General features: G+C 43.2%; 14 protein-coding genes. 2 read left to right on the forward strand and 12 right to left on the reverse strand.

Annotated features, from left to right (window positions below):
- Positions 1-44: 44 nt before the first annotated feature.
- Entirely contained in the window at positions 45-2,351 is a 2,307-nt protein-coding gene (locus tag C1X04_RS16715; RefSeq protein WP_110576802.1) for a bifunctional diguanylate cyclase/phosphodiesterase, read from the reverse strand.
- Positions 2,352-2,521: 170 nt separating this feature from the next.
- On the opposite strand from C1X04_RS16715, the gene C1X04_RS16720 reads away from it, so the two are divergent.
- Both C1X04_RS16720 and C1X04_RS16725 read left to right on the forward strand, forming a co-directional pair.
- The gene (locus C1X04_RS16720) at positions 2,522-3,598 is read left to right on the forward strand and encodes a carbohydrate kinase (protein ID WP_110576803.1); all 1,077 of its coding nucleotides are present in this window, start codon (positions 2,522-2,524) and stop codon (positions 3,596-3,598) included.
- Positions 3,595-4,500: a pseudouridine-5'-phosphate glycosidase gene (locus tag C1X04_RS16725; RefSeq protein ID WP_110576804.1), complete on the forward strand. Its 906-nt coding sequence runs from the start codon at positions 3,595-3,597 to the stop codon at positions 4,498-4,500. The genes C1X04_RS16720 and C1X04_RS16725 overlap by 4 nt, the downstream gene beginning before the upstream one ends.
- Before the next feature lie 28 nt (positions 4,501-4,528).
- Here the strand turns inward: C1X04_RS16725 and rlmF are convergent, their stop codons facing one another.
- The 11 genes from rlmF to C1X04_RS16780 all read right to left on the reverse strand — a co-directional run bounded on the left by rlmF (position 4,529) and on the right by C1X04_RS16780 (position 14,358).
- On the reverse strand, positions 4,529-5,509 hold the full coding sequence (gene rlmF, locus C1X04_RS16730; protein ID WP_110576805.1) for a 23S rRNA (adenine(1618)-N(6))-methyltransferase RlmF: 981 nt from the start codon (positions 5,507-5,509) through the stop codon (positions 4,529-4,531).
- Positions 5,510-5,694: 185 nt separating this feature from the next.
- Positions 5,695-6,045, reverse strand: a complete 351-nt coding sequence (locus C1X04_RS16735; RefSeq protein WP_110576806.1) for a DUF6164 family protein — start codon at positions 6,043-6,045, stop codon at positions 5,695-5,697.
- 100 nt (positions 6,046-6,145) lie between these two features.
- Positions 6,146-7,528, reverse strand: a complete 1,383-nt coding sequence (locus tag C1X04_RS16740; protein WP_254682289.1) for an EAL domain-containing protein — start codon at positions 7,526-7,528, stop codon at positions 6,146-6,148.
- A gap of 355 nt (positions 7,529-7,883) precedes the next feature.
- Positions 7,884-8,435 carry a DUF3833 domain-containing protein gene (locus C1X04_RS16745; RefSeq protein ID WP_110576808.1) on the reverse strand — a complete coding sequence of 184 codons (552 nt, stop codon included), beginning with the start codon at positions 8,433-8,435 and terminating at the stop codon, positions 7,884-7,886.
- A gap of 39 nt (positions 8,436-8,474) precedes the next feature.
- Complete coding sequence (locus C1X04_RS16750; protein WP_110576809.1) at positions 8,475-9,224, reverse strand: hypothetical protein; 750 nt, start codon at positions 9,222-9,224, stop codon at positions 8,475-8,477.
- 5 nt (positions 9,225-9,229) lie between these two features.
- Entirely contained in the window at positions 9,230-9,742 is a 513-nt protein-coding gene (locus C1X04_RS16755) for a DUF2878 domain-containing protein (RefSeq protein WP_110576810.1), read from the reverse strand.
- A 17-nt stretch (positions 9,743-9,759) separates the two neighbouring features.
- Entirely contained in the window at positions 9,760-11,019 is a 1,260-nt protein-coding gene (locus C1X04_RS16760) for a cyclopropane-fatty-acyl-phospholipid synthase family protein (protein WP_110576811.1), read from the reverse strand.
- A 47-nt stretch (positions 11,020-11,066) separates the two neighbouring features.
- A complete protein-coding gene (locus C1X04_RS16765; protein WP_137170540.1) occupies positions 11,067-11,846 on the reverse strand; it encodes a DUF1365 domain-containing protein in 780 nt (259 codons plus the stop codon).
- A complete protein-coding gene (locus C1X04_RS16770) occupies positions 11,840-13,090 on the reverse strand; it encodes an NAD(P)/FAD-dependent oxidoreductase (protein ID WP_137170541.1) in 1,251 nt (416 codons plus the stop codon). The genes C1X04_RS16765 and C1X04_RS16770 overlap by 7 nt, the downstream gene beginning before the upstream one ends.
- 37 nt (positions 13,091-13,127) lie before the next feature.
- Entirely contained in the window at positions 13,128-13,901 is a 774-nt protein-coding gene (locus tag C1X04_RS16775) for an SDR family oxidoreductase (protein ID WP_137170542.1), read from the reverse strand.
- Between the two features lie 13 nt (positions 13,902-13,914).
- Positions 13,915-14,358 carry a nuclear transport factor 2 family protein gene (locus C1X04_RS16780; RefSeq protein ID WP_245927070.1) on the reverse strand — a complete coding sequence of 148 codons (444 nt, stop codon included), beginning with the start codon at positions 14,356-14,358 and terminating at the stop codon, positions 13,915-13,917.
- Positions 14,359-14,517: the final 159 nt, after the last annotated feature.

Here is a 14,517-nt window from a genome sequence, read left to right on the forward strand (position 1 = left end):
TAACCTCACATTAACAGCGTGTAAGATTGATTAGAAAAAATGGCTTAATGCTTATTAAAAGTGTCTCGCCATCGTAAGAAGTCTTCTGCAACCAAAGGCTTAGAAAAATAATAGCCCTGTATCTTATCACAATGATATTGTCTTAAAAGCGCCACACCTTCGGCATTCTCGGCCCCTTCCGCAGTGACTTGAAACCCTAGGCTGTGCGACAAACCAATTGTCGCATTAGTGATAAACTCATCCCCTTTATTGGTATCAATAAACTGAATAAAGGCGCGATCTATTTTCACTTCATTCACAGGCAATTCGCGTAAATAAGACAAAGAAGATTGTCCTGTTCCAAAGTCATCAATCGCCAAATGAACCCCCATTTCTTGCAATGCCTTTAGTACGCCAATCACTTTTTCTCGGTCTTTCATGACCGCACTTTCAGTAACTTCTAACGCCAAAGCACGCACGGGTAAATCGTATTTCTTTAGGGCTTTCGCTACCGTATTTGGTAAACGTTCGTCCAGAAGATCATGAGCGGACAAGTTCACTGCAACACGTATTTCATGCCCAGCCGCCCACCACTGGCTTAGCTGAGATAGCACCGAGTTAACTATCCATTTGGTTAGCTGCTGAATACTACCGGCATGTTCAAGCACAGCGATAAATTCATCCGGTGGCAAAAAGCCAAGCTCAGGATGAATCCAGCGAATCAAGGCTTCCGCTTCTTGGCAGTCATTTGAAGCAACACCGACTTTAGGTTGGTAAACCACAAACAACTGATTTGCCTCTAGCGCAGCTGGCAAGTCGCGAATAATGGTTAATTGTCGACGGTGGTTCTCATCTTGGCCCACCACATAAAACACAACCCCATCGCTTTCTTCACGCGCTTTGTCCGAGACGATCTCTAAACGGCGCATTGCACTATTCACACTGGCTGTGGCGTGTTCAAAAGGGAGTACGCCGATACTAATATCAAGATGGATATTGGAGCCTTTTTCAACTTCGAAATCCACATTAAAAAGCTGTTTTAGGTTAAAGCAATCTTGTTCGTTAATCGTACGATCAAACAGGACTAAGAACTTATCTCCCGTCTGTCTCGCGATCATGGTTGCATCATGACCCCATAACTTAAGTCGCTCAGCCACTTTAGATAACATGATATTGCCAACATCAAAGCCCAACATATTATTAATACGTTTAAAGTGTCGGACGTTAATAGTCACCAAACTACCCTGCTCTCTTGGCAGAGCCTCAGACAAATAAAACTCAACCGCACTTTGATTAAATAACCCCGTAAGCTGGTCATGAGAAGCTCGATACGTCAGCTCTTCTTCGCGATTGATAATGGAATTCTGCATTGTTTTCATGGTGTTAGATAGCACACCAAATTCGCCCTCTATTTCCGGCGCGGTCACTTTTTCCTTAGTAACGCCTAGTCCAATCTGAGTTGCATAATCCACTAATCGGCCAATCGGTTTGGTCATATTTCGCGCCAGTGCGATACCAAACAACAAGGCTAAAGCAAGCGCACCGGTAAAGATCCATATCAACTGAGTACGCGTGTCGCGATAACTTTCTAACCAAGGACCATAAGGCAAATGAATAATGCCCCACTGATTAGGCACACCGATATCAACACCCAGAGATAAATACTTTTCATCGTTTGAGAACACAGGTGACGTGATAATGTCTTTGATATTACCAATCTCATTTAACAAGGTTTCTTTTTCGATAGACGGTAATGTCGATGCACCAGACAGCATATTTGTATCTTTCGTTTCGTAGACAAAACTAATGTCCAAGCCTGTTACATTTTTAATACGTTCGGCCAACGCCTGATCCAACAAAAACGCCATGCCAACCCAAGCCACCACATTTGGTGCTCTGATCGGCACTAAAACAAGTTGATAAGCACGGTTATCTAACGCCACCGTCGTGCTAATAGACGACCCACGAGAGCGACGCGCCGCAAACACTAAGTCGGCAACAGTATCTGTAATATTTAACGGTTGAGTGGCAGTAATCAGTTCACCGCGAGGTGAGACGAGTAGGGAAATGTCCGCATTAATTCGTGCGCCATGATTCTGTAAAACAGAACGTATTGTTCCCGTTTCTCTGGTCGCAACAGCCTGTTTAAAACCAAAATCCGAGGTTAATATTTCGACCCCTTTGGTAAGCTGCTCGGCACGTGCGGCTAAAAATAGGTCGAAAACATTACGGGACACGTCAATGGATTGCACCCCTTGTTTGTAGTTGTCTGCTTTTAACGATTTTAACACTGCCAACGCTGTGCCCAATTGCGCCAATGCCAGCAACAATAAGACGAACATGATTAATCGAGCTTGAAAGCTTTTTAGCACTATAAAACCTCTTTAATGCTGTCCTTAAATGGCCAGCTGACGAGACAAAACTCAACAAGGAATATCGAATAATAAGATTTATAACATTTTTTTACCATATCAGCCCAAAGCTCTTGTATATTTAGCAGCTTTAACATAAGTTATTATTTTAAACTTTTGTTAACAAGCTTATGAAAGACCAAACTTCTCGCGTATACGAAGCCATCAAGCTCGACCCTTTGGCATCGCAGCAAGCCCTTGCAGATCGACTCAATATGAGTCGAGAATCCGTTGCTGGCCACATCATGCAACTCACTCGCCAAGGGTATATTCTAGGGAAAGGCTACCTACTTGCTGAACAAAATACATACGTTGTTATAGGTGGTGCCAATGTCGACATCCATGGTCGCAGCACTACAGACTTAAAAGCCTATGACTCGAACCCAGGAACCATCAACCAAAGCCCTGGTGGCGTCGGCCGCAATATCGCTGAAAATCTGGCTCGGCTCGGAGAAAATGTACATCTGTTAGCCCCAATTGGATTAGACCAGCGCGGTGATTGGCTCATTGAGCAAACCCGCATGAGCGGTGTCGACATGCATCATGTGCTACGTATTGATACCTTGCCCACAGGCACCTATTTGGCTATCAATAATGACAATGGCGAACTGCAAGCCGCCATTGCAGACATGCGTATAATTGACACGCTAGACCAGCAAAAGTTAAGCAGTAAGCTGTCTTTACTACAGAGCGCTTATCGCATTATTGTCGATGCGAATTTATCTGCCGACGTCATTTCTTGGCTAAGCCAGCAGACCCTGTCTACTCGTTTCATTGCCGATGCGGTCTCTACAGCAAAAGCGCCTCGCTTACGCCCTATCTTATCGCAGCTAGCACTATTAAAAGTCAATCAGGATGAAGCCAGAGCCATTCTAAATTGCGACGAAACAGACCCTGAAAAACTGGCAAAAGCCTTACTTGATTCTGGCGTAGAAGAAGTATTGCTCAGTTTAGGCAGTCAAGGGGTTTTATTTTTCAGCGCAACCGAGTGTCAACGTAAAGCTTGCCATCCAAGCACCCCTGTCAGCGACAGCGGAGCGGGTGATGCATTACTGGCGGGCTATTTAAGCGCTCGTCAGCAAAATAAAGATCTCGACCAGTCTTTATCTTTCGCTTTAGCTTGTGCCGCAATGACACTGGAAAGCCCTTACGCCAATCACCCAGAACTTACCATTCAACATGTCACTCAATGGATAGAAAAATTATGAATCAATACCTAGATATCAACCCAGATGTTGCCGCAGCGATTGCAGCAGGAAAACCGGTTGTTGCCTTAGAAAGCACGATTATTTCTCATGGCATGCCTTGGCCACAAAATGCCGAGACAGCAAAAAAAGTTGAACAAATTATCCGTGATAATGGCGCAGTCCCAGCCACAATCGCGATCATTGATGGCCGCCTTAAAGCGGGTCTAAGCAATGACGAAATTGACACGTTAGCAAAAGCTGGATTGTCCGTGACCAAATGTTCTCGTCGAGACTTACCCTTTGTTGTCGCACAAAAACAACACGGTGCAACCACAGTTGCAGCGACAATGATTATTGCGGCGATGGCAGGCATTAAAGTGTTTGCCACTGGCGGCATTGGTGGTGTTCACCGTGGCGCTCAGCAAACATTTGATATTTCTGCCGACCTGCAAGAGCTTTCAAAAACCGATGTTGCTGTCGTATGTGCTGGCGCAAAATCGATTCTTGACCTTGCACTAACACGGGAATATTTGGAGACTCAAGGTGTACCTGTTTTAGGCTTTAAAACAGACACTTTGCCTGCTTTTTATACGCGTGAAAGCGATCAAACGGTAGATTACAACATGCAGTCTGCCAGCGACATTGCCGAGTTCATCAAGGCAAAATGGGAAATGCAACTGCATGGTGGAGCGATCATCGCCAACCCGATTCCGGAAGAATTTGCCATGGATAAAACCGCTATCGACGCGGCCATCAATCAAGCTCTAGCGGAAATGGAAGAACAAGGTGTAGCAGGTAAAGAATCCACGCCATTCTTACTAGCACGAGTTGCGGAGCTAACAGGTGGAGACAGCTTAGCAAGTAACATCCAGCTAGTGTTTAACAACGCTCGCCTTGCTGCCGAGATTGCAGCGGCGCTATAAATTCTGCGAGACAACTATTGGCACGCATTTAATTTTGCCAATAGTTGTCCTTCCAATAGTCAATCTGATCGTCGCCAAGAAAACTCCACGCAACGAATCGGCTGATTTTCTGGCCTTGCGCCATTTCAATCGTTTTCACTTGGCGAGCACCAACCTCTTTTAATGTCCGATAAATCGCCTCTAAATTACCCTGACGTGCCACCAAAGACGTAAACCAAAAGCAACGATCTGCGTATTGCACACTTTCTTTGACCATACGAGACACAAAACCTGCTTCACCACCGTCACACCATAACTCGGCGGCGGTACCGCCAAAATTAAGCAACGGCTTGGCAGCGGTTGTTTTGCCTTTCACACCACGCCATTTGCGCTGGGACTCATCGGTCATGGCAGATTCGCTGGTGTGGAATGGTGGATTACAAAGGGTCAAATCAAAACGATCTTTTTCCTTCCACACGCCGTCAAATAACTTGGCAGGCTGAGTTTGCAGACGCACATTAATGGCACTTTTCAAACAAGCATTAGATTTAACAATGGTTTCACAGGTTGCCACTGCCACCGGATTAACGTCCGAACCAACAAACTGCCAGCCATATTCTTGATGACCAATAATCGGGTACACGCAATTTGCCCCAACGCCAACGTCTAGCACTTTCACACCTTTACCACGTGGAATAACGCCGTCGTTACAACTTGCTAATAGATCTGCCAGATAATGAATGTAATCGGCTCTACCTGGAATCGGAGGACAAAGGTAACCCGGTGGAATATCCCAAAAGGCAACACCATAGAAATGACTAAGCAAGGCACGGTTTAAGGTTTTCACCGCATCCGGATTGGCAAAGTCCACTGACTCATTACCGTATTGATTGAGTTGAATAAAACCAGAAAGTTCAGGGCAAGAATCCGCCAATAAAGCAAAGTCATAACGCGCACGGTGCGGGTTACGAGGGTGTAGTTCTAATTTATTGGAGCGTTTACTTTTCGTATTCTTGCTTTTTAAGACCACAGGGATGCCATTGTTTTAAACCAAAATGGGAGTATAACCGAATTGCTCAGCTTCGACTAAATGTGCAGCATCTGCATGGCTATGTAAAGTAACGACGAAGGATAAGATATGCGCTCTTTGGGCAACTCAAAGAAGTATTATCAAGAAAGCCTACCAGTCACAGCGTCATGATAAGGTTAAAGAGATCATAACCACAGGGTAAAAGGCAAAATAGATACACTCAATATTAACAGCACCGCAACAAGAGTGAAAAAAGCTTCCGCAGGATTTTGTCGCGCGTGTTGTAAATAACCCAATATCCATTGCCCAAAAGTGATAGGACGCATGGTTTTAGCCCGTGCAATTTGGTCTTCGCGAATCAACTCTCTTGCTTTGATGGCTTGCTCTTTGTCCTTCACCCATAAGCCAGCCATGGAAATTTGCCAACGCCCTGCTGTGGTTTCATAAAAGGCGATGTCATTATCAGCTAACAACTGACGGATTTCATCCGCTTCCTCTTCAGGAACGTATTTAAGACGAAAAACCAGAGTGGACATATTGTGAGCCTTGCATTGAAGAAATTAAGCGGTAGAGAGTAAGAGAAGCGCTCTAAGAATACAATCTTACAACCCTTCTAATGCTTTATTTTGCTGTATTTTACACCGCGTTATTGAACGTCATCCAGGTAATAATTTGATCTTTTGGAAGCGGCTTACAGAAATAATAACCTTGAACCCTATCAACTCCTAACAGCCTAACATCATTGAGTTGATCTTCACGCTCTACGCCTTCTGCGACCAACTTCATACCCAGCTCTTTCGCTAAGATGGAAATCGACGTTAATACTTGGCGCGTAAATTGGTCATCTTTCAAATTGGCAATAAATACTTGATCCAGCTTTAGTGTGTCGTATGGGAAACGACGAAGAAAATCTAAACCAGAATAGCCTGTACCAAAATCATCCACCGACAGCCCAATACCCAAGGCGGTGATCTGTTCAAAACGACTCACCATTACCGGTAACTCTTCATGATTAAGCGCGCTGGTTTCTGTTACCTCAAGTCCTAAACGGCCTATTAATTCAGGATACTCTTCTAAAATACTGACCAATTTAGGAGCAAAGCTTTCTTTAAGTAAACTAAACCTATCCACATTCACGGACGTTTTGATATCGATAAGTTGATCAGGATATTCCCGATAAAACGCGCCGACTTTACGAATAACCAGCCAAGTAAGCTCGTCCATCAACCCCAATTGACTGGCAACTTTCACCACCACCAAAGGCGACACCTGCCCATGATTCAATGATTTCCAGCGAAGCAATGCTTCCAGCTCAAGAGGCTCCCCTGGGTTTAGCGAAACAACAGGTTGAAAGTACACCTCAATTTCAGCATTTTTAATGGCTCGCCGAACGCAATGACGTAGTGAGCGCCGAAAGTAAATACCGATTAAATGCGCATTGTAAAAAGCAAAAAATAGAAACAACCAACCAATGAATATGAAGGGAATCAAGGAGTGCAGACGTTGCCAATATAAATTAGAAGGGAGGTAAACATCTAATCTCATCGACCAATCGTCTAATGAAACCACCTCTTTATTCCAGATATCTGAATCTATGCCATTACGATTGGAAGACAATATTCGCTTACCAATAGTCAATTCATAAAAGTAATTAGGTAATATTATAGGATCGATGAGAGTAGAGAATCGAACTGGTGGCGCCAAGCCATTTGCGCCTATACCATTTTCTCCCTGATAAAAGGCAAACAATGTTGGATTTCCTAGCGACTTTGAATGCACCAAAGAAACGGTTTTTCTCTCAGCAGCTCTTTCTATACGATTAACAATCGATGAAAATATAGGAATATCCACTGCCCCATAATTAGAACAGAACACGCGAAAATCCCGATCAAAAAGTCCGAATTCTTTGAACGTATCTGAGTAAAACGCTAATCGCTTTAAACGCTTAACATCATCCTCTTCGCAAGAAAGTTGTGCATTATCAACCACTCTTTTTAATTCAGAAAAAATACCTTCCATCTGACTTATCAGTATATTTTCAGCGGCTTTGGCTTTGTTGTCTAAGTCATTTAATAAGAAAAATAAAGGCTAACGGTAAATAGGAAAACGCTAATAAGCAAAGACAGGAAACCATAATAAAATAACATTTTCTTCTTGTAAGGAACCAATGCAGTAACACTGCCGAACATATAATAGTTTCCTCTCAACCTTATCTGCTCACTAATATGACATCACGGCTCGTCAACAAAAATAGCAGAAACCGCCTTAGAAAAAGCACTTATTAAGCCCATAAAAAAAGACCACCCGTAGGTAGTCTTTCATATATAACATAAAATACAGACCATTTTCTTTAGGTATTATGTAAACCGCTCAATTAGCGCGTGGCTTTTTCAATCACAATGGATAGATACCCAACCTCAACACCAAATTTCTTCATCACAGATTCATTAATTACCACGCCCTCTTTGACCATATACATACGGTCATCGACATTCACCTCAAGCAAGTCGCCATCATAAGGCACTTGCAAAACATAGTTCATGAACAGCGCATTTCCAGAAATTTTAATATCACCTGAGCCAACCACATCATTCGCCGTCGCTGAATAGCGCCCCTGATCGTCCGGCGTCATTATCCAAGTTCTTTTTTGTACTTCACCGTCATCAAATACAAAAACTTCCGCTAGTGTACCAACACCATTTTCCCAACTGCCTTCTAGTGTGGCATTAAAATAGCGAGTCACTTCACCGCTACGGTTCTTTAAAATACCGTGCGCCGTGAGAGGACCTGAAAAGAAGGACTGCAATTCGAACTTAGGTTCATTTTTAGCGTACAAAGACACATCTGGTGTAGAACACGCGGTCAGCAATAACAGGCAACATACCGCGGTGAGTTTAAGCATGATTGAGCGACAAACATTCTTCATAGGATTTCCTTTAAGCATTGGACTGTATAGAAGCATTCATTAGAAGTAACGATATTGGATATCGACACTTTGGTATTTCCCTTGCTCATTACTAATATTGCCTCGCCCTGTAAAACGCAACAAACGCTTATCTTCTGGGCTATACGCAACAACAATAGGATCGACAGCCATTCTCACGAACCAAGAAACAGGTTTCAAAGAAAAGCACACAGCATCACTTTGGGTTCCGTCAACACAATCGGATTGACCAAAACGAAAGCTGTAAGTTGATTGTCTACTGGGCACAAGAAATTCAACATCCATTTCTTTACCGCTTACTAAGCTGTCCCAGTACTGGGTGACAAACGCATTAAAACCGGCATCAACGACCACGCCACCAACCAATGGTATCGAGTCTTTTTCTATGCTTGCCTGAGTGTTTTCTTTATAACTAATTTCGAGTTGGTTCCCCGACTGTGACACATCAATTTTTTCCCCGTTTCGTTTGTTCAACTGAGAAAAGCTCGGGGCGATTAACGACTGAGAATAATCAAGTGTCTTCGTGGCAAAGACTTCGCCATCTGGTTCTGAATATTCCACAGTGTAAGTGGAATCATTCAGCTTGGTGTGGGTTTCGCGGTAAAGTAGTGTCTTGTCATCTAAACTATAAGCACTGCCCACCACCTTCGAAATAGTCGCGTTGGCGGGATTATCTGAAATACTTTCTGCCGAACTCAATGAGCTAAACAACAGCGCCCCAGTAATCAGCACTGAAGCACAATTAAGCGATAAAACGGCGGATCTCTTCATCTTTACTACTCCTGGGAGAATATTGTCCATTTTTCACCAAACCACATACCTAAAGGCAACACCAACGCCCAAATGATCGCCACCACAGACAAGGTTAAATACATAGGCTCAGCCAAACTAATACCGGATAGCTTAGCGCCTGCGATATAGCTTAAGGGTGGACCCACCATGCCCATTAGAGCAATCAAAAGGTAACGGGTGCGTAACATCGACAGACTATGCGCAAACAGGGTCCCAACACTTATCCAAAGACACAACAACCAAATAGGCGGTAAAAGACTGTCTTCTGTTACTGCGCCTGCTATCGAAAACAGACCAATCTGAAACAGCGTACCGTCTATCAAGACTCCGAGCCCAAGGAACAAGAACAGCAAGCGCCACTCTTTGCGTGAATGCATGAAAAATCGATCATGTATAAGCAAATAGCAGCCCGTGGCGACCAGCGCCCAAACGCTTCCAGCTAGCACACAAACAAACCAGACAACCTGGAATAAAATGGCATTACCAAAGCGTTTCATAGCCATCTCTCTATGTTTTAAATCGATAAACGGTGATCAGGCTTGGCAAAAATGAACTGACCTGTGCTAATAGCACGCTCTTTGAAGCCGCCTTCACAATAAGCAAGATAAAAGTCCCACATACGGCAAAACACATCATCGAAACCCATATCAGTGATTTCATGGCGTGCAGCGTGAAAGCGTGTGCGCCAATCAGCCAAGGTTTTCGCATAATGTTCTGTGATGTCTTCTAGCCCAACAATTTGCATGTCTGTTTTGGAGGCGATTTTATGAGCAATCACCTGATTTGACGGCAAACAGCCACCGGGGAAAATATAACGCTGAATAAAGTCCACAGAGCGACGCGCATAATCATAACGTTGATCGGCAATCGTAATGGCTTGAATCACCATAACGCCATGAGGCTTTAGCAAGGCACTGCATTTAGAAAAGTAACTGTCATAGTATTCGTGACCAACTGCTTCAATCATCTCGATCGACACCAGCTTGTCATATTGCCCCTGTAGATCACGATAATCTTCCAACAGTAAAGTAATCTTATCTTGCAAGCCTTCAGCTTCTACCCGCGCTTTAGCAAACTCATATTGCTCTTTGGATATCGTGGTGGTGGTCACTTGGCAGCCATAATGCTTAGCGGCATGAATCGCCATGCCACCCCAACCCGTGCCAATTTCTAACAAATGATCGTTTTCACTCAGTTGTAGCTTCTGACAAATGCGATCTAACTTGTTAACCGAGGCTTCCTCTAATGACGAATCAAGTTGAGGATAAACGGCGGAGGAATACATCATGGTAGGATCGAGGAATAATGAAAAGAAGTCGTTGCCCAAATCATAGTGCGCCGAAATATTATCCTTCGAGCCTTTCTTCGTATTGGCATTCAACTTATGAATAATTTTGGTCGCAACACGACTCCAGATAGGACGCTTGGCGTCCATCTTATTAATCAGATTTAGATTCGCAACCATCAAACGAATAACAGACACAATGTCTGGAGATGACCACCAGCCTTTCATATAGGCTTCACCCGCACCTATACTGCTGTTTGAAAACACATCTCGGTAAGCATGGATGTCATGAACATGAATATGAGCAATGTATTGAGTATTGTCTTTCGGTTCACCAAATGTGTAGGTTTCGCCGTTTTCTTCTAATGTAAGATGACCTATCTCTAATCGGCCCAACATTGTAAAAACCATTTTGCGTGCTAGATTATCAAACCATGTTACTGTACGATTTTTCACCACTTTTCGATCACTCATACTAACGGAGTTCATAGTTATTGGTCCCCTAATGTGTTTGGCTAATTATTAATATAATCGTCTTATTTCGTCATTGTAGAAGACGAATTTGGATGTGAATAAAAAGGCACCTTTTTCACCCAAAGCTTAAGGGCTTGCCAATAGATTCCAAATGCTACCTTCATTGTCATCACAGGATAATTGAACAATACCTTCGCCATGGAACGAGATGTGAGGGGCTGCCGAGTCAGCGATAACGTGGCATCAAACACACATTGCTCATTTTTTAACTCTTTATTCTGCATGTGCACTGCCAGTTTCTGGTGAGGCGTATTACTTCGCCAATCATAGTAATGTTCCATTGGATGAAATGGAGACACATGCATTTCCTTATTGAATTGAATACGCTGGCTTTGCAAATTTGGATCACTCTTTAACACATAAGCGATTTTTTCATTCCAAGGGGTATTGGTGACTTCCAGCAGCATAGCTTGCAACTGTTCGTTTTCATCGAAGCAGTAATAAATGGTAATGGGATTAATGATGAATCCAAAATAGCGACAGTTAGTCAACATGCGAACAGGGCCTGTGAGGCTTAGCCCCAAGCGACTATTCACTTCAGACAATACGGCCTGTTTGATCGATATAGAATCATCACCAAAATAATCTTTTCGAGAGAATCGAGCCAAAGACCAGCGCTTCATTGACCACCAAGGACTCATCGCCAGCACGTAATCCAATTCATCCAAATCGAAATACATCATAAAAACACGATAGCGAAAGGCATGTGTGCGAGGTGTAAAACGACGATGACGTACCATGCCCTGATAAATTGCGCTGTGCTTAGGAACAAAATCTACCATGAAATCCCCAATCCATTTGCGACGCGAACACCGCTCCAACAACCGTCTTCGTGGAAGCCATTACGCCAGTAAGCACCACAAAACCACGTTTTGTTCACACCATTGATTTCTGACCAACGATCCTGCGCTTTAATACCGTCTAAAGTAAAAGTAGGATGAGAATACTGAAAACGCCCAACAATTTTGTCTTCTGCGATCATATCCGTCTGATTCAAGGTGACGACATACGTTGTATCGCTGGAAAAGTGCTGCAAAATATTCATATTGTAGCTCAGCGTGGCTGGCTTAGTTCGGTCAGATCCCAAATGATAATTCCAGCTCGACCATGCCAATTTTTTCTTCGGTAATAATCTTGTATCAGTATGCAATACAACATCATTGTTACGATAAGGAATGGCTGACAGAATGGCTTGCTCCTCTGTGGAAGGGTCAGCCAATAACGCCAACGCTTCGTCACTGTGACAAGCAAACACGACTTGATCAAAATCTTTCGTAGAACCATCAGCAAAATGTATCACCACGCCTTCAGCTGAACGATCTACTTTCGATATATCCGCGCCCAGCTGAATTCTGTCTTCGAATTTAGACACTAAAGGCTGTAAATAAGCGGATGAACCCCCTTCAATCACTCGCCATTGTGGACGATCATTCACGCTCAGTAAGCCATGATTTTTAAAGAAGCGAACAAAAAATACCAAAGGGAAATCCATCATTTCATCCAAAGTAGATGACCAAATAGCGCTCCCCATGGGAATCAAATAATGACTTGCAAAACGGCTACCGTAGCCTTTTTCTTTGAGGTATTCACCCAGCGTCACGCCTTCTTTTAGACTGCCGCTTTCTAAGTCTTGGATGGCTTCTTTGTTGAAGCGCAGAATATCTTTTAACATGCCAATAAAAGAAAAATTCAACAAATTACGGCGTTGCGCAAACAGAGTATTAAGATTGTTCCCGCCGTATTCTAGCCCTGTACGCTGACAACTTACGCTGAAGCTCATTTCTGTTGGTTTTGATTTCACGCCCAGCTCATCCATCAAGCGGATAAAGTTAGGGTAAGTCCAATCATTAAATACAATAAAACCGGTATCAATAGCACGAGTTTTACCGTTTTCTTCTACATTGACGGTGGCTGTATGACCACCAATACGCTCTGCAGATTCAAATACGGTAACATCATGTTGTTGCTGCAAAAGGTAAGCGCTGGTTAATCCGGAAATCCCTGATCCAATAATGGCAATTTTCACTCATTGTCCCCTTAAAACGTAATTTGTCATTACCCAGCTAAGCTGAAGTAGAAGATGATTTTTTAGGCGCTAATTTAGACAGCCACAATTTTGGAAAATGTCGACCTATCCACAACATAGCAGTCAAACGCTTAGGAAAGGCGTATTCAAAAGGTCGTGATTTTAAAGCCGTAAACATACGCTTTGCCGCGTCATCAGCGGACATAAGAAACGGCATATCAAAAGTATTTTTCTGCGTTAATGGTGTATCAACAAAACCGGGCAGCAAACAAGTCACATCCACATTATATTGCTTCAAATCCATTCTTAAGGAAGACAAAAAATAGCGAATTGCCGCCTTGCTGGCACCATAAGCTTCAGCTTTAGGAAAAGCAGCTTGCACGGCTTGTGAACTTACCCCAACCAAATGCGCTCGCGGTGATTTTTTCAATAGCGGGAGAGACACTTCGACACTGTTCACCAAACCAATAAAATTCACTGACATGATCCGGTCCATCATTTTCCAGTCAGGATTTGTCTCTGTCATATCTAAATACTCACACGTGCCGGCGTTTAATACCGCGCAATCCAGCTTATCGGTTTGGGCACTCAATGCCTCTCTGACAGCATCCATTTGGCTTTCGTCTGTCATATCAAAAGGAACAAAAGAAAGGTTTTCATTGGCGTCTATCAAGGCGCTTAGCTCGCCTGGGCTTCTTGCGCTGGCAATGACTTTCCAACCAGCATCTAAAAAACATTTGGTAAGCGCCAAGCCAATACCTGAACTGGCACCTGTGATCCACACTGTGTCTTTTTGTGTTGCTTGATTCATCTGAACACTCTCCCTACGTCGCCAAACGCTTTTTTAATCCTTTCACAAAAACACCTAATAAGGGCACATGCTCATAGATTAATTGCCCTAGATCATAAACATCTTCATGAAAGTAAATACGTTCATCAAATTGCACCTGACTAATACCGCGCACTGTGATGGTCTTCTTACCCAATTTAGGGTGTTTGAAATGCATATTCCATTTTATGTACGCCGTATTTTCAGACACAGTCTGATCCAAATACTCAAAACGTCCGCTGTGAACGTTGGCACACATTTCGGAAAGATAAGCATGCAAGGTTTCTGCGCCGCGCAGTTCATGGACGGGATCTTTGAACAATACATCTTCTGTGTATATATCATCAATTTTGTCGAGCTGTGGGTGCTTCACATCGAGATAAAAAGCCTTGAAGCGCTCTATTAACAAAGAACTGGGATCTACTTTAGCGTCCGCCATATTCATCACTTACCTTAGCTGTTACCTTGTCAGGTGTTTGATTCTTTGATTTAAACGCAAAAAACAGAACTTTGGATCATTATTTTTTAATTGTTTTTGATCGTTAAAGTGATCCACACTTAACCAAATGACGTAAATACATTTATAACGCACACAAGG

The sequence above is a fragment of the Marinomonas sp. FW-1 genome, from assembly GCF_005222245.1.
GTDB classification, from domain to species: Bacteria; Pseudomonadota; Gammaproteobacteria; order Pseudomonadales; family Marinomonadaceae; genus Marinomonas; species Marinomonas alcarazii.